General features: G+C 53.9%; 14 protein-coding genes. All 14 read right to left on the bottom strand.

Annotated features, from left to right (window positions below; all coding sequences use genetic code 11):
• Positions 1 to 25 precede the first annotated feature (25 nt).
• The 14 genes from HS100_18595 to HS100_18530 all read right to left on the bottom strand — a co-directional run bounded on the left by HS100_18595 (position 26) and on the right by HS100_18530 (position 16086).
• The gene (locus HS100_18595; GenBank protein MBE7435933.1) at positions 26 to 490 is read right to left on the bottom strand and encodes an NUDIX domain-containing protein; all 465 of its coding nucleotides are present in this window, start codon (positions 488 to 490) and stop codon (positions 26 to 28) included.
• 98 nt (positions 491 to 588) lie between these two features.
• A complete protein-coding gene (locus HS100_18590; protein ID MBE7435932.1) occupies positions 589 to 1431 on the bottom strand; it encodes a pirin family protein in 843 nt (280 codons plus the stop codon).
• Between the two features lie 95 nt (positions 1432 to 1526).
• Positions 1527 to 3065 carry a glycosyltransferase family 39 protein gene (locus HS100_18585; GenBank protein MBE7435931.1) on the bottom strand — a complete coding sequence of 513 codons (1539 nt, stop codon included), beginning with the start codon at positions 3063 to 3065 and terminating at the stop codon, positions 1527 to 1529.
• Between the two features lie 85 nt (positions 3066 to 3150).
• Positions 3151 to 3774 carry a class I SAM-dependent methyltransferase gene (locus tag HS100_18580; GenBank protein ID MBE7435930.1) on the bottom strand — a complete coding sequence of 208 codons (624 nt, stop codon included), beginning with the start codon at positions 3772 to 3774 and terminating at the stop codon, positions 3151 to 3153.
• Between the two features lie 151 nt (positions 3775 to 3925).
• A complete protein-coding gene (locus HS100_18575) occupies positions 3926 to 4294 on the bottom strand; it encodes a DUF2200 domain-containing protein (GenBank protein MBE7435929.1) in 369 nt (122 codons plus the stop codon).
• 80 nt (positions 4295 to 4374) lie between these two features.
• Complete coding sequence (locus HS100_18570) at positions 4375 to 4758, bottom strand: hypothetical protein (GenBank protein MBE7435928.1); 384 nt, start codon at positions 4756 to 4758, stop codon at positions 4375 to 4377.
• Positions 4755 to 5705 carry a homocysteine S-methyltransferase gene (mmuM, locus tag HS100_18565; GenBank protein MBE7435927.1) on the bottom strand — a complete coding sequence of 317 codons (951 nt, stop codon included), beginning with the start codon at positions 5703 to 5705 and terminating at the stop codon, positions 4755 to 4757. The genes HS100_18570 and mmuM overlap by 4 nt, the downstream gene beginning before the upstream one ends.
• Positions 5706 to 5844: 139 nt before the next feature.
• On the bottom strand, positions 5845 to 6720 hold the full coding sequence (locus tag HS100_18560; GenBank protein ID MBE7435926.1) for a dihydropteroate synthase: 876 nt from the start codon (positions 6718 to 6720) through the stop codon (positions 5845 to 5847).
• Positions 6721 to 6852: 132 nt separating this feature from the next.
• Positions 6853 to 8010: an amidohydrolase gene (locus HS100_18555; protein ID MBE7435925.1), complete on the bottom strand. Its 1158-nt coding sequence runs from the start codon at positions 8008 to 8010 to the stop codon at positions 6853 to 6855.
• Positions 8011 to 8117: 107 nt separating this feature from the next.
• Positions 8118 to 9536, bottom strand: a complete 1419-nt coding sequence (locus HS100_18550) for a trimethylamine methyltransferase family protein (GenBank protein ID MBE7435924.1) — start codon at positions 9534 to 9536, stop codon at positions 8118 to 8120.
• Between the two features lie 61 nt (positions 9537 to 9597).
• A complete protein-coding gene (locus HS100_18545; protein MBE7435923.1) occupies positions 9598 to 11367 on the bottom strand; it encodes a S9 family peptidase in 1770 nt (589 codons plus the stop codon).
• Between the two features lie 84 nt (positions 11368 to 11451).
• Positions 11452 to 12927, bottom strand: coding sequence for a trimethylamine methyltransferase family protein (locus HS100_18540; protein MBE7435922.1), 1476 nt, complete (start codon positions 12925 to 12927; stop codon positions 11452 to 11454).
• A gap of 118 nt (positions 12928 to 13045) precedes the next feature.
• Positions 13046 to 14524 carry a trimethylamine methyltransferase family protein gene (locus HS100_18535; GenBank protein MBE7435921.1) on the bottom strand — a complete coding sequence of 493 codons (1479 nt, stop codon included), beginning with the start codon at positions 14522 to 14524 and terminating at the stop codon, positions 13046 to 13048.
• A gap of 110 nt (positions 14525 to 14634) precedes the next feature.
• Entirely contained in the window at positions 14635 to 16086 is a 1452-nt protein-coding gene (locus HS100_18530) for a trimethylamine methyltransferase family protein (GenBank protein ID MBE7435920.1), read from the bottom strand.
• Positions 16087 to 16223: the final 137 nt, after the last annotated feature.

Below are 16223 nucleotides of genomic sequence, written 5' to 3'. Positions count from 1 at the left end.
TTTCTTATCCCACATTGGTGGGGGGTTATTTTATCGCCGCATCCCCGCCGCGTATTGCATCTTCGACCCTCATCTTATGCTCGCCGTGCATCGGCATGGAGTCCATTTCATCGAGTGAGTAGAATCCAAAATCGGTGGTTTCTTCGCTCAAGCCCAATTGCCCTTCAAATGCGTTTACTTCGAAACTCATCACGACCATAAAGACTTTCATCCCGTCGGGATAGATCACCAGTTGTTCCGGGTTGCTGTACACACCGATCAAACGGGTCGCGCGGACTTTCAAGCCCGTCTCCTCCCAAAACTCGCGCTCGCAGGTTTCCGCCGCGCTTTCGCCGGATTCCATTCTGCCGCCGGGCAGGCACCAGCGTCCATTATCGACGCGGCGCGTAAGTAAAACCTTTTTACGGGATTGGTCGAACAGGACAGCGCAGCAACCGACTCGCAATTCGCCTTCCCTGCCGAGACGGGGACCATATAGAACTTGAGTCATATTATTTTGCTTCAGCCGCCGTCCTCGGCGGTGAGGTATTGGAACCAGATGTATTTTTATGGAGATCTGCGCCGGGGACGGCGCAGGGAGCATTGGGATTAAGGTTTTATGAACGTCCCGTTCCGCAGTTCGCGGATGGTTTCTTCGATCTCTTCGCGCGTGTTCATCACGAAGGGACCGTACGGCACGATGGGCTCTTTGAACGGAGCGCCGGTGATGAGCATGAAACGGACGCCCGCTTCTGTACTGACCTCGACCTGGTCGCCGTCGTCGTTGAATTTCACCATGCTGACGCCTTCTACAACTTGACCTGAAAACTCTCCAACGCCTTCGAAGACGTACATCAAGGTTGTGTGTCCGGCTGGGATGGGATAATCGAATCGGGAATCAGGATTCAACTTCACATCCATGTAAAGAGGCGAAGCGGCGATCTCTGTCACGGGTCCGCGGATTCCATTCACCTCTCCAGCAACGAGGCGAATCACCGCGCCGTCTTTTTCGATGACGGGGATCGTCCCCGCGGCGACCTCTTGATAGCGCGGTTCGCTCATCTTTTGCGCGGCGGGCAGGTTGACCCAAAGTTGGAAACCGTAAATGTTTCCGTTGGGGCTTCGACGCGGCATTTCTTCGTGCAGGATGCCCCGCCCGCTGGTCATCCATTGCACGTCGCCTTCGGCGATGGTGCCCATGTTGCCGAGGCTGTCGCGATGGCGGACCGTGCCTTCGAGCATGTAGGTGACGGTTTCGATGCCGCGGTGCGGATGGGTGGGGAAGCCGCGAATTGGACCTTCGAGCGGGTTGTTGAAGGCGAAATGGTCGAATAAAAGAAAGGGGTCGAACTGGTTGCTGGCGTGCGGACCGAAGGAGCGCCTCAATAAAACGCCCGCGCCTTCGATCACAAGTTTGGGTTCGATGATTTGGGATATGGTTCTATTGGTCATGTCGTGTAGATGATTTTGGGGATGGGAAACTTACGTTTGCGGATTAGTGTCACTCTGAACGAGTGGCGCCCGCGCCACTTAGCATGACAAGATGATTATGGCAAATAACATCTCGCCTTCGTCACGCCTCCGCTGTCATACTCCTCGAAAGGATCCGGAAACGAATTCAACTCAGGTTCGTTTTGGACATGGTAAACGATGCACAGATTTCCTTTCGGCTTGGGGCGATTGTCCCATATTACTCGGATATTTTGAGGATTTTCGACCAGCAGGGAATAGAACTGCACGTTCGCATATGTCTCGCGCGGCTTGTTCATAAAAATTATTTCACCGGGTTGCCGATCGATCGCAAATTGCAGGGCGGATTCGAAGTCGAAACTCCCCATCGCTTTTACGCTTCGGGCGGGATAAGCGCTGAAGTAATCCAGTTGGAAACTGATCACTTCAGCCAATAGGAGCAGGGATATGCCGGTCAAAACCAGTGACTTGGCGCGTTGGTATCTGATGTAAGCAAATTCAGCAATTCCATAACAGGAGAATATGAGAATGTAATATCCTAGTGTCATGCTCCTTAACGCGTGCGGAGTCCCTTCGGAGGTCAATGCGGCGGGGATGGGTGAGAGGAACAGGCTGACGAAAAGGAAAATGTGGAAGCGATTCCACTTTCGCCGGATAAGAATGCCCATCAATCCGATCATGGACAGCAAAAAGACGGAGATGAAAATGACGCCACCGAATCCCGTCGAGTGACGCAGGTTGGGATCACCTTGAAAGAGCAGGAAGCGAGGGGAAAAATAGGTGAAATAGTTTTGAATGAAAATGGAGATTTTCTCACCAAGCTGCATCGACTCGCTCCAGTAGGATAGTGTATTGAACCTTGAAGTGATCGCCCCTGGATTGCGGATAGTGAAAAAGATTAACGGAATCAATGCGATAACAAATGCAACCGTGACCAGCGACAGTTTTTTGAGATTCTCTCGCTTAAAGAAAATTACCCAAAGCAATGCCAGCCCGAGAAAGGACAACAATCTCCCCGTGGAATATGTGTAGGTAGAAGTGCCGAGAATTATTCCGCAGGCAAGCGCTTTCAGGATATCCCTTTTCGAGTCATTCTCGTGAAAAGCGATCGATATCGATAGAATCCCTGCTGAAGTCCATGTTAATTGGGCGATGACCTCGAAGGCAATTCGTGAAATCGTGAATAACATTGGCAGGAAGCCGAAAGTTACCAGCGCATACAAGCGGACGATCTGGCTCTTGTCAAATACCCGGTTGATCAGCAAGAGAGTTAATGCGAGCGCGCAAAAATAGAATATGACGCTGGTGAACCGGAGCGTGAACTCTGATATTCCTAAAATTTTCAGCACCAGCGCCGCAGTGTAGATGTAAACAGGATTTTTATAATCCCCGACGGATTTTGGGTAGATGGGCAGGAACGCGCCGTGTTCGTCCCGCCCGGTTTCGATGAGTGAGACGGCATTATAGCCGATCGAAGATTCGTCGAGATAGAGACCTGAAGGGATCTCGGCGAGGAAGAAAGTGTGGGCGGCAAGGATTGGAATTAAAAAAAGGAGGAATAGGATCTTTGATGATGGTTGTTTGGAGAGAGAAAACTTGGGTGTATTTGTAGCCATTACATGGAGGGTTTTGCTCTTGACTTTCAAGACCGCTTGCCCTGGGCTGTTTCGAGGGGCCGTCGCACGCTTTGTCAGGTGCGATTTACGCTGGAAGACGTTCTATGTAAGCACAGGTTGCGGGCACGGGAGGGGCGACCCGACTCAGAAACTCTACCGTTTGTATTTCTTTAATACGCCATCCTTTTTCAACCGTAAAACGTGTTTTTAATTCATTGATTGAAATTTGGCGGGGCACATTGGGCACGGGAAATTCGATTGCGAACTCGTGTAAATGATAACCGCCATGCGGCCTCAATATCGAGGCGACCTCATCAATTAACTGTTCACATTGGTCTGGGTCGAACAAATGATAAAAACCCGAATCGAAAACTGCTCCAAATTTTTCGTCCAGTGCGGAGGGCTTGAGGGCGTCTGCTACTCGGAAACTTAATGATTGGTTGGTCTCATTGGGAAGGGATGCAGCCTTGTCTTGGGCGTTCTTGATCGCAGATTCAACGAAATCAATCCCAACAATTTCATGTCCCAATTTTGCCAAATAAATCGCAAGGTCGCCGGTGCCGCAGCCGAGATCCAAAATTGGATTTGCAGGCGGATATGTTTCTATAAGGGCAGCCATGGCGGGTTGAGGTGCGCCAATATCCCAGGGTGCGATATTCTGATATACAGAGTTGAAAAAAACAAGCGGGTCAGGACCAAATCTACTCAAGATAAATCTCCGGAAGGTAATTTCTTGAAAACACCTTATCGTTTTGAGCCTCATCCCCAAACCGCCTCGACAGGTTCAAGGCAAACTCCGCGAGTAGGCGCAAGACTACCGTGTCACACGAACCGGCGAAGCGGTCCAGCCGGAAAAAAGTTCAGGCGTGAGATGACCGCAGAATTTTCTCCAACGCTTTTCCTTTTGCGAGTTCATCGATCAGTTTGTCCAAATAACGGATTTTTTGCATCAGCGGGTCTTCGATTTCTTCGACACGAACACCGCAAACGACGCCCTTGATGAAGGACCTGTTCGGATTCATGGCCGGCGCTTGGGCAAAAAAGGTTTGAAAATCATTTCCCTGTTTGAGTTGTTGTTGCAATCCTGCCGGGCTATAGCCGGTCAGCCAGCAGATGATTTCGTCGACCTCTTCTTTCGTACGATTTTTGCGTTCCGCTTTTTGAACGTACAGCGGGTAAATCTCTGCAAATTTCATTCCAAAGATACGTTTAATAGACTTGTTGTTCATAACTGCCTGGCTTTCTTGAGATCGGGCGGGAAAATTTGGGATGCCATCCCTGCGTTTTCGTTAAACCCGTTCCACGCCTTTCAACTTGGCGAGTTTGGTAACGCATCGTCGAATTCCTCTTCATCGTAATCGTCGTCCATCAAGGCGTTCTCATCGATCCAATCGATTACCGTGCCGCCGCTTTCGGGATAATACGGGCTGACGAGATAATTCATCCCGTTTTCCCATGTCACGCGGAAATCGCGTGCGGTGAAAGTCTTATCCGCATGCAGGTCATAAAGTTTATCGGTCAATTTTGGAACAGGCGTGAAGGGATATAACTGCTCAAGGACAAGTTCTTTATCCTCTTCAGGGATTATGAACTCCTCCACGCTCGTCCCGTCCGCGAAATACATCGGGCGGGTGGGGTAGGGAAGTTTTTCCTCGGTGGGCATTTCATCGTGTGAGAGGAATTCGTTGCTCATGAACGTCCGGCTCCATTCGTGACCCAGGCATGGATCTCACGGATATGACCCGGCGTTGTGCGGCAGCATCCGCCGATGAGTCTTGCTCCCGCCTCATACCAGACTTTGGATTGCAGCCCGAACGAATCGCAGGAGGTCTCCCCGTGCCATGTGTTCGTGGACGGGTCGTAGATCTCGCCGGAGTTTGGATAAACGATGACCGGTCTGCCTGTTTTATTCCTGATCCTGCCGATCAAAGCCGGGATGAAAAGCGGCGATGAGCAATTGATTCCCACCGCGGCAGCTTGCGGCTGTTCATCTAGAAATGCGGCGATGTCTGCGATCCTTTCGCCGTTGCTGATGTGCTCTCCGTCTTTGGCGGTGAATGTGAACCATGCAAATGTATTTGGGAACTCAGCCAGCAGGCGAATCAACGCCCGGGCTTCGATTCCACATGGGATGGTCTCGCAGGCTAGGAGGTCCGTGCCCGAGGCGACCAGCGCTTCCACGCGCGGACGGTGGAACGCGATTAGTTCGTCCTCGGCCAGGTTGTAATCGCCGCGATATTCCGAACCATCCGCGAGATACGCGCCATAAGGTCCCACCGAACCGGCGATCAATGGATAAGCGCGATCGATACGGTTCGTTTCCTTCGACCAAAATTCATCGCGCGCCTCCTGAGCCAGACGCACGGATTTTTTCATCAAATCGATCGCCTGCTCGCGATTCAACCCGCGTTTGGCAAAACCCTCGACTGTCGCTTGATAGCTGGCAGTGATGGTGATGTCCGCTCCTGCCTTGAAGTAATCCAAATGCACCGCGCGAATCAGTTCGGGTTGTTCGAGCAAAACCTTTGCGGACCACAGCGCATCGTTCAAGTCGCAGCCGCGCGTTTCTAGTTCGGTCGCCATCGCACCGTCCACGATGGCGATGCGGTGATAGTTGAGAATGTTTTCGATTGGATTCATTGGATAGGCGGTCAACAGGGTTTCTTAACGCAAAGCCGCAAGGACGCAAAGATTCGCCCCGATCCCTTGCGCCTTTGCGCCTTTGCGTTATATATTTTACGATAGTCTTGCAAGTCCGATATCTTTCCGCGGACTCGAACTACGTTTTCGCCGCAACTTCCGCCGCGCGCAATTTATCCGTCGCGCGGAAGTATTTGAGATAGCGCATCGAGTTGGCGTCGCGCCCAAGCAAAAGGTCGGTGGCTTTGATGGCGGCGCCGAGTTTGATCGGGTCCGTGATGGATGTGGTCGCGCCGGTGAGCATCGCGATCGAAAGCATCGCCGCGTTGACCGAGTGTCTGTCCGGAAGACCAAAGGAAACATTGCTCGCGCCAAGACTGATGTTCACGCCGAATTCGTTCTTGATCATTTCGATGGCTTTGAGAGTGACCATCGCAGCTCTGTAATCGTGCCCGACCGTCATCACCAGCGGGTCGAGGATGATGTCCTCGATGGGGATGCCCATCTTTGTTGCGCGTTCGATGATCTTCGCGCCCGCCGCGAGGCGACCCTCTGGTGTGGGCGGGATGCCTTCATCGGCGATGGTCAACCCGATAACCGCCGCGCCTCTCGCCTTGACGATGGGCAGCACCGTGCTGAGTTGCTTTTCCTCCCCGTTGACCGAGTTCACCAGGGGCTTGCCGCCTTTGATCGCGTTCAAACCCGCTTCGAGAATTTTCGGCTCGTTCGAGTCGATGCACAACGGCACATCCGTCACGGATTGAACCGCCTCCACCACCAGCGGCATGACTTCCGCTTCTTCGATCTGCGGATGTCCCACGTTCACATCCAGCACATCCGCCCCCCAATCCACCTGGCGTTTGGCGAGGTGCTTGACATAATCCATGTTCCGCTCGACCAGCGCCTGCCCCAGCTTTTTGATTCCGGTTGGGTTGAGCTTCTCGCCGATGATGACGAACGGCTTGTCGAAACCGATCACGACTTCTTTTTTTTCAGATTTCAAAATGGTGTGCATGTGCCCTCCGAAAAATATATTTGTCATTGCGGGGGCGAGCCTCGAACGGCGAAGCCCGAAGCAATCTCCTGGTTAACACTGTGATTACTTCGCCGCAACAAACAAATGCGCGGCTCGCAATGAAGGTGTTTGTTATTGCCTTAAAAATCTCAACGCCGTCTCCGCCAGCACCGCCGTGCCGATCGGCAGGGCGCGTTCGTCCAGGTCGAATTTGGGATGGTGCAATTCATACAGGGGACGTCCTTCGATCATCGTGCCAAGGGTATACATCGCGCCCGGCGTCTTTTGCAGGAAGTACGGGAAATCCTCCGCGCCGAGTGTTTTGTGGAGAGGATGCACATTGCCTTCGCCGAGCAGGTCATGCCCGACTTGCGCGATCGTATCCGCGACCTGTTTATCATTGATGGTCGGCATGCCCCCGAAAAGAAAACTCAATTCGTAATCGCCGCCCAGGGATTTTACGATCTCGAACACCCGTGTTACTTCCTCGCGGATCTGCTTCTCGACATCCATCGAGGTAAAGCGCAGTGTGCCGATCATTTCGACCTTGTCCGGGATGACGTTTTCCGCAAAGCCCCCGTTGATCGCGCCGATGCTGACCACCGCCGGTTCGAACGGATTCAGCCTGCGCGAGACGATTGCGTTCAAGCCCATGATGACATGCGCAAGCATCACGAAAGGGTCGTTTGAATCGTGGGGATGCGCCCCATGGCCGCCCTTGCCGTAAATGACCGCGGTCCAATTGGTCACGCCGCCGCCGCTTGCGCCCTCATTGATGGCAATGGTGCCAACCGGTCTCGTTGGGTCCACGTGCTGGGCAATGACGTAATCTGCACCGTCCACGGCGCCTTCGTCATACATACGCATCGCGCCGCTTAATCCTTCTTCATCCGCCGTCTCTTCGCAGGGTTGAAAGAGAAAACGCACCCGTCCCATAAATTTTTCCTTTGCCAGGATTTTTGCCGCGCCCAAAGCCATCGCGGTATGCGAGTCGTGTCCGCAGGCATGCATTTTGCCTTCATTTTGCGAGACATAATCGGTCTCATTCAATTCGAAAATGGGCAGGGCATCCATGTCCGCGCGGATGGCGACAACCTTCCCGCCCTCGCCTATTTCTGCCACGACGCCTGTCTTGCCAACTCCGCGCTTGACTCTGTATCCCATCTTTTCCAATTCATCGGCAACGATTCCCGCTGTGCGAAAAACGTCAAAGCCGGTTTCGGGGTGCATGTGAAAATCGCGCCGCCATTCGATGAGTTCTTCTGAAATTGCATGTGCCTGTTTGATCATAAATTCTCCTTTTTATATCATTGCGAGGAGCCCGAAGGGCGACGAAGCAATCTCATTATTTTAGCTGGGAGATTGCTTCGGACTGCCGCCTTCGCAATGACGGCAACTTACTTCTTCTTCGCCGTCTCCCGTTCCGCTCCTGCCAGTATTTTATCCAATTCTGCTTCTTGTGCCGGCTCCAGCGGCAGGGCCTGATGCTCGCGTAAAATACGCTCCGATTCCTCAATGGCGTAATCCGCCATCTGTTTACGACCGAGTTTTTCGTCCCACGTGTCCCACGAATTGCGTTCGGCGAATTTGGTCAGCGCCATTTCGCCACCGCGCAGGTGCTTCATGGTGTGCTTTTGCCCGAGGAAGTTGCGCGTGCCGTTCATTACATCCAGGATGATATTCACAGCGATGTGATCCGCATCTGCGGAAAGTCCTTTGTGCAGGCGCAGGATGCTTCCCGCAAGTTCGTTGTCCAATACCATTTGGGCGAAGGACCCCATCACGCCCGCTTCCATTTCGCCGATGCCCGAGAGTTCGTCCGCTCCAGCCAGGGCGGGGATGGCGGCGTTCAGTCCGCGCTCGAAGGCGTTTTGTGCGTCCAGCGTATGGGCATTGGTCGAAAATCCATACACGTTGACGCTGAATCCGTAATAATGTCCGAGTTGAACCGTGGCGGCGGAGGATATGCCCAACTCCACGCCTCCCCAGATCAGGCCGGTGCGAGGCTCCAGCATCCCCAATCTGCCGCAATACACCACGCCGCATCCCGGGTTGATCAATTGGGCGAGAACCAGCGGAGCCAGTGTCTCGGCGCTTTGCTGTACGATACTGCCCGTGATCGTCATTGGTGAAGTCGCGCCGCCGGTGGGGCAGGGCAGATTGGCATGAATAACACCATGTTTCGCCATCTCCATGATGGCTTCGGCGGCAATGTCGTGCATCGTCAATGGACTGACTGGCGAAAGTGAAAGCGTCAATTCATTGGCAGGCGTGCCGACCACCGCAGCCATCTCCACGGCAAAGCGTACCTCATGACCGAATTGAATTCCCGGTCCCTGCACCGGCTTGACCGTATTCGAAAGCGCGTGACGGTACATGTAAAGCGATAGCATATCATTTGAAACATCCGGCGGGGTGAAGAATGGCGTCACCGTATTGCAATTGGGAAGTGCATCCAAAAGTCGGACGGCATCGGCGCAGTCTCGTGCGGTTGCCATGCGGCGGGAGCCTGTTCGCGCATCGTACACATCCCGCGCGCCGCCGAGGTTATGGAAGTACAGGTTGCCATCGCCCAGGCTGTTAACCTGCCCGTTTCGTCCGCGAATGACCGGTCTCTTGTTGGCTTTGGCGATCGAATCGATCACCAGGTCGGGCGGAAAGAAGACGCGGTTGTCTTTTATCCTGCATCCCGCTCCCTGCAATATTTCCAGGCTGGGTCTGTGCGTCCAGAATACACCCGCCTCATGCAAAACTTGCAATGTCGCTTCATGCATGGCTTGTAAATCTTCATCGGACAGGAACATTAATGGTTGCATGTATTCTCCTGTAAAAAGTCGTTTAACCGGGGGCGGTGGACCACAGACCGTTCAATGCGGTCTACCCTCTGCGGTCTACGGTCAGAATTCGCTCCAAAAACTCCATGCGCCTCATCTCTGCATCGATGATGTTCTCGATCCTATAAAACGCATGCCCTTCACCTTCGTACAAAAGCAATTCTACTTCCTTCCCCAATTCCGCCAACTTATCTCTTGAGTCAATTGAATCCGACGCCGGGCAGCGCGGATCATTTTCACCGCAGATCATCTGCACGGGCGAGTTCACTTTATCCAAAAAGTAATATGGCGAGCGCGCCATCCACAGGTCCTTATTCTCTTCCGGGTAGCCCATATTCTCGATGTTCCAATGCTGCAGATCTTCGCGCGACGCATAATGTGATTTTATCCAATTCAGGAACGGCACAACCGCCGACCCGCCAACAAACAATTCAGGGTAACCCGTCAGGCAGGTCATGGTCAAATACCCGCCGTGGCTTCGCCCGGTCACCGCGACCTTTTTCGCCAGCCCATTATCCAATAGAAATTTTGCGCCTGCTGCACAATCGTCATTATCCACGCCGCCCATGTCGAATCGGCTGGCATTTTGCCACTGCTTGCCATAACCCGTCGAGCCGCGATAGTTCGGTGCAAGCACCGTCCATCCTTGTGCCGTCATAAAACTCAACTCCGGATTCCAGGAGAATTGCAGATGCCAATTTGGTCCGCCGTGGATGTTAAGCACGGCAAAATCACCCGCGCCGCGATACAGCAAGGCGGGCACCCGCACACCGTCCAAGCCCGGATACCAAACTTCTTCAGGCTGCGCAAAATTCAACTCCACATCCAACGACTTCGTGAGTTGCGTTTCCTTGCCGCTTTCAAGGTTTATCTTCCATAGATCCGTCGGGTGATTCACGTCTTCATACAGGATGACGACCCCATCGGCAGTGATCTGCGGTCGGGCATGGACTCCCTCACCGACCTTCACCTCGCGAATTGCATCGCCTCCACGCATAAACTGGAGGCTGGTTCGCGCCCCTTCGCTGTGTACCCAGCCGATTAATTCCCCGCTCCGCGACCACGTGGGTTGGGTGTCGTCGCCAGTGGAATCGGTCAGCCAGCTGACTCCCTGTGTTTCGACATGGAATAGACCAATATTGAACCATTCGCTATTTTCACAGGAAAATGCCAGGGTCTTCGAGTCGGGCGACCAGGCTGGATGCTGCGCATTCAGAGGTTTACCATCCTGTGTCAATTGAACGGTGCGAACTTTTCCTTTATGTCGACCCACTGGCACGATGTGAATGCTTCGGTCACTCGCTGCCGCCTCCGACTCGACCGCGATCCATTTTCCATCCGGCGACCATGCCGCATCCCAGCAGGGATGGAAGATATTTCGGATCATCCGCGCGCTACTGCCATCCAACGGCAGGACATAAAGCGAGAAGATTCCCTTGGCATCTGAAAGCACAGCCAGTGACTCTCCATCTGGTGACCACGACACATTGGGTTGATGCGCATATAAAATATCCGGCGTCAGGTCGGTGGAGATGTTGGTAGTGAGGTCATGGATGCAGATGTGATAGGACTCACTTCCATCCAAATCCAGCGCAAAGGCGATCTTTGTTCCATCCGGCGAGAACTGGGGCGAAAACTTTGCTCCAGCCAGTCCAATCTCTAATCTTCTAATCTCTAATCCTCTAACTTCCCACAACTCCCAAGTGCCAGATTTGTTCCACGAAAAGACAATCCGCTTCTCATCAGGCGAGATGGCGTAATTCAAACCGGAGTCGACATAAGGGATGCGGAGAAGTTCAGGGAGGGTTAGCATGATTGTTTGGGAATTAAGAAATGAGTAACGAAAAACGAGGGCATTGTACCTTGTAAATCGTTACTCATTTCTCGTTACTTGTCTCTAAGCAAATACAATTCCTTCCAAGTTTGGCAGTTCATCCATACCGGCTTGCTTGGTGAGATTCAAAACGTAATTGTGAAGTTCCGCCTCATGGACGGGATCAAGCACAGGTCGAGTGTAGGAGGCGAGCAATTCCTTCACGTGGACTCGCGCGCGCTCGAAGGTATCCAACGAGCCGGATTCTTTCCATCCACGGATTGAGTCGCGGTCGATGATCTTCGTCGGCATGTGCTGTTCTTTCGGGAAGAGTTTCATGGTCACTTTTTGTTTGAGGAAGTCGCCGCCTTTGAAGTTGACGCCTTCAAAGAATTCGGTGGCGAGCGTTTCCGATTGGACGAGCATGCCTTTCAACATTCGTTTTGCCATCGCGATGCCTTCCGCGTCGATGACGAGTTTTTCAGGGCTTTGGCAGAGCAGTGAGTCCAACATGCCTGCGCCGGAGATCATATTGATGCCGCTCAACGCGCCGACGAGGAAGCCCATGACGCTATCCATGCCTGCCTGCATATCGAGGATTTTCGCGTCGGTGGCGCCGAGGTAGGTGTGTGTGGGCAGACCGAGTGCCTTGCCGACCTGCGCGTAGGACGAGTCGATCATGGCAGTTTCAATGGCTCCATACGGAGTGCCGCCTTTGCGCATTTCAAAAATGGCGGGCGCGCCGCCCCACACGATGGGCGAACCCGCATGCGCGAGTTGATGGATGGTGATGCCCGAAAGACATTCTGCCGCGTGCTGCGTGACCGCGCCAAGTAACGTCACGGGAGCCGCCGCGCCCGCCAACGGCATGGAGACGATCTCTGCCGGGATGCCTGCTCTGGCAAGTTCGATCAATTGACCCGCGCCGAAGTTCGACCAGATCAGCGGCGGCGAGGGGCAGGCATCGAATATGGCGCGCGGTTTGGTGCGCAGCTCGTCACGTCCGCCCGCAAAAATGGCGAGCATGTCGATCATCGCATTCACAGTTTGATTCGTGAACGCGCCTGTGACAATCGGTTTCTTCGAATACAGCATGACCAAGTACAAACGATACAGGTCATGAATATCTTTGGGCACATCGTGGCAAACCACCGCCGTGGACTGCGCATCGTACTGTGGGAGGCATTCTGCGATCTTGATGACGCGCAGCAGGTCTTCGGTTTCGGCGGTCTTGTGCTCCAAGGTCTCTGGGATGAGGACGGAAATGCCCGAGGAGCCGGGGTCGAAGTTAACCGCGTCGCCTCCGTACTGGACCTTGGGATTGCCTTCGTAATCGTAGAGGTGGAACACTCTGGGAACGGTTTCCAGCGCTTTGACCACGATCTGTTCGGGAATCCGGACGACCATGCTGTCTTCGTCCACTTGTGCTCCGGCTTCGGCGAGCAGGCGTCTTGCTTCGGCGTTCTGTACTTTGATGCCGGGCTTGAGCATCAATTGGTAGGCTTCATCGAGGATGCGTTGTATGAGGGCATCATCGAGCAGGGAGAGTTTAGGTTGCATGTGTGCCTCCTTGGAAATAGGAATTCAAAATGGTGGGTTATGAATGACCAAGGCGCACACTATAAAGTGCTGACGATGGACGGAAGACCATTGTCAGCGGTCTATCGTCCATCGTTTATCATGCAACTTCTAAATCTTCCAGCCTGGGTAATTCTTCAATGCCTGCCTTTTTAGCGAGGTCGAGCATGTACGAGTGGAGTCGCGCTGTCTGGTTGGGATCAAGTTCAGGTCGGGTGTAAGAGGCGAGCAATTCCTTCACACGCAGTTTGGCTCTGCCGAATGCATCCAAAGAGCCGGACTCTTTCCACTGGCGGGTCGAGTTGCGGTCGATGATGTCGCTGGGTAGATGCTGTTCTTCGCGGAAAAGTTGCATCGTTATTTTTTGCTTGAGGAAGTCGCCGCCTTTGAAGTTGATCTTTTCATCGTAGAAGCCGGTGGCGAGGGTGTCGGTGTGCTGCTTGACTCCCATCACCATGCGCTTTGCCATGGCGATGCCTTCTGCGTCGATGACGAGTTTTTCGACGCTGTGACAGGCCAGGAAGTCCAACATGCCGGAGCCGGAGATCATGTTTATGCCGCTCAATGCGCCGACCATGGCGGTGATGCCGCTCTCGAGCCCGGCTTGCGCATCTACCAGTTTGGAGTCGGTGGCACCGAGATAGGTGTGGGTGGGCATGCCGAGGGTCTTGGCAACTTGGGCGTACGAACAATCGAGCATGGCGGTTTCGATGGCTCCCATGGGTGTGGCGCCTTTTTTCATGTCGAAGATGGCTGCCGCGCCGCCCCACACGATGGGCGAACCGGGATGCGCGAGTTGATGGATGGTGATGCCCGCGAGAACTTCTGCCGTGTGTTGGGTGACCGTCCCAAGCATGGTGACGGGAGCCGCCGCGCCTGCCAACGGCACAGATACTATCTCGGCAGGAATGCCTGCACGCGCAAGTTGAATAAGATTGCCCGCCCCAAAGTTCGACCAGATCAATGGCGGTGCGGGGCAGACGTCGAAGATGGCTCGCGGTTTTTCGCGGGCGGCTTCGGGGCTGCCTGCAAAGAGTGCGAGCATGTCAATCATCTCTTGCACGGTCTGGTTGGTGAAGGCACCGGTGACGATGGGCTTTTTGGAATAGAGCAATGCCAAATAGAGGCGATAGGAATCTTGAATGTCTTTGGGAACGTCGTGACAGATCACGGCGGTGGATTGTGCGTCGTATTGTGGAATTTGTTCCGCTACTTTGAGCAGGCGGACGAGGTGCTCGGTTTCGGTCGTGTCATGCTCGAGCGTGTCGGGATTGAGCATGGTGATGCCGGAGGAACCCGGGTCGAAGTGAACCGAGTCGCCGCCGTAGTGGACGGTGGGGTTGCCGTGATAGTCGTAGAGGTGGAATTCGCGAGGCGCGCTTTCCAAGGCGCGGTGTACGAGTGAGGAGGGTATCTGTGCAACGTGGGTATCCGCGTCAATGAGCACACCTTCGCGCTTAAGCAGATGGCGCGCTTCTTCATTCTGAACTTTGATGCCGGGGCGCAATAATAATTCGTACGCTTCCGCAAGGATGCGGGCGATGATGTAATCGCTGAGCAGGGTTAGTTTTGGTCTCATGGATGACACCTCTAATTGGGTTGAGTTCTCTTTGGCGAAGAGAATTTCCTTTGTATGGGCGAGGTAATACCACTTCGTGGTACGAGCCTCGCCCATACAAAGCCGACTATTTATTTTTCTACAGACTTGATAATTCTTTCGAATTCTTTGCTGACTTTTTCATCCAGCGGGTCGGGCTGGTGTTCTTTCAGGATTTTTCTGGCTTTTTGTACTGCCCAGTCGCGGGCATCGTCGCCTTTTTCTTCCCACTGTGTGTATGGGCGGCGATCCAAAAATTGCGGCAGGAACAATTCACGCATGTGGTTGCGGGTGTGTTTCTGTGCAAGGTAGTGACCACCCGGTCCCACCGCGGCGACGGCATCCAGTGCAAGAGTCTCGGCGTTGACTTCGATGCCGTGCATCATCTTTTCGATGATGGAGAAGATCTCACAGTCCATCATCATTTCGGCATAGGACCAGATGCGGCTGCCGTGCAGGAACCCACACCCGAGCAGCATGTCAGACATGACCACGCTTGCCATGAAGGTGGAGAGACTGCCCTCCAGACCTGCTTGCCAGTTCGGTTCCTTGGCACCAGTGGCGAAGGAACCCATCGAAAGCGGAATGTTATAGAAGTCTGCGAGGATATTGGTTGCCGCGCCAAAGAGGAAATCTTCCGGTCCGCCGCCGGTGTAGACCCCCAAGCGTGGGTCTGATGCTGTTTGGGCGGCGGCATAGAAGACGGGTGCGCCGGGGTAAGCCAGTTGTAAAAGAGCGGTGGCGGCGATCACTTCTGCGTTGCCGACGGCGAGAGTACCTGCCATCGTGGCCGGACCCGTTGTCATGCAGGCCGTCATGGTCATGAAGCCGGTCGGGACTCCGTGTTCGGCGGCGATTAAGGCTGCGTCGAGCGACCCGCCGTCGTGCCCGAGAGGAGGCGCAGTGCATTGCATCATCGAGAGGACGGGGCGCTTGCGCAATTCCTCTTTGCTGCCTGCAAGCAAGATCGCCATTTCCATCGCGGCTTTGGCTTCGTCCACGTTGTAAATGGACTCGGTCTGCACGTGCTTGGTGGAGTTCTCCCACACGGCTTTGATCTCGTGCAGTCCGCGCGCTTCGACCGGTGTGTCTTGTGCCGAGACGGGTACCCAATGGAACGCGACCTCTTCGGTGGCGTCGGCGACACGGGCGATGTCGCGCACGTCTTGTAATTCGGTTGTGCGTTTCACGCCGGTGTGGATGTCGATGATCTCCACGCCGCATCCATCGGTTCCGAGGTTGACGTGGTTGCCGTCGAGCGGAAGATTTTGCTGCGGGTCGCGCGCGCCGAGGATGTAGGCGGGAGGGGCTTGCTTGAGCGCGTCTTCGATCAGATACGGCTTGACCTTGACGATTCTTTTTTCGTGATCCACATCCGCGCCGACATCCTGCCAGATCTGCAACGCCCGTTTCGACGGGAAGCGCACACCGACGTTCTCGATGATGTGCAAGGTCGCTTCGTGGATTTTTTGTACATCTTGCTTGCTCAGGATCTCCAATTTGAGTTTGGGATCACTGATGGTCTTGATTTTTTTATGAGACATAGAGCCCTCCAGTGGCTATGTCTCTCTCTCTTCTCTCTGATACTTGGTGATCGAGTAGCCCCGTGTTTGTCGGGGCGTACCAAGACCACCAAGTTATGAAATACTGAAATTTTTTATTCAACGTGATGGTCTCGATA

The organism is Anaerolineales bacterium, from assembly GCA_015075725.1.
Classification (GTDB): Bacteria; Chloroflexota; Anaerolineae; order Anaerolineales; family Villigracilaceae; genus Villigracilis.
This window is presented reverse-complemented; position numbering and strand designations above follow the sequence as displayed.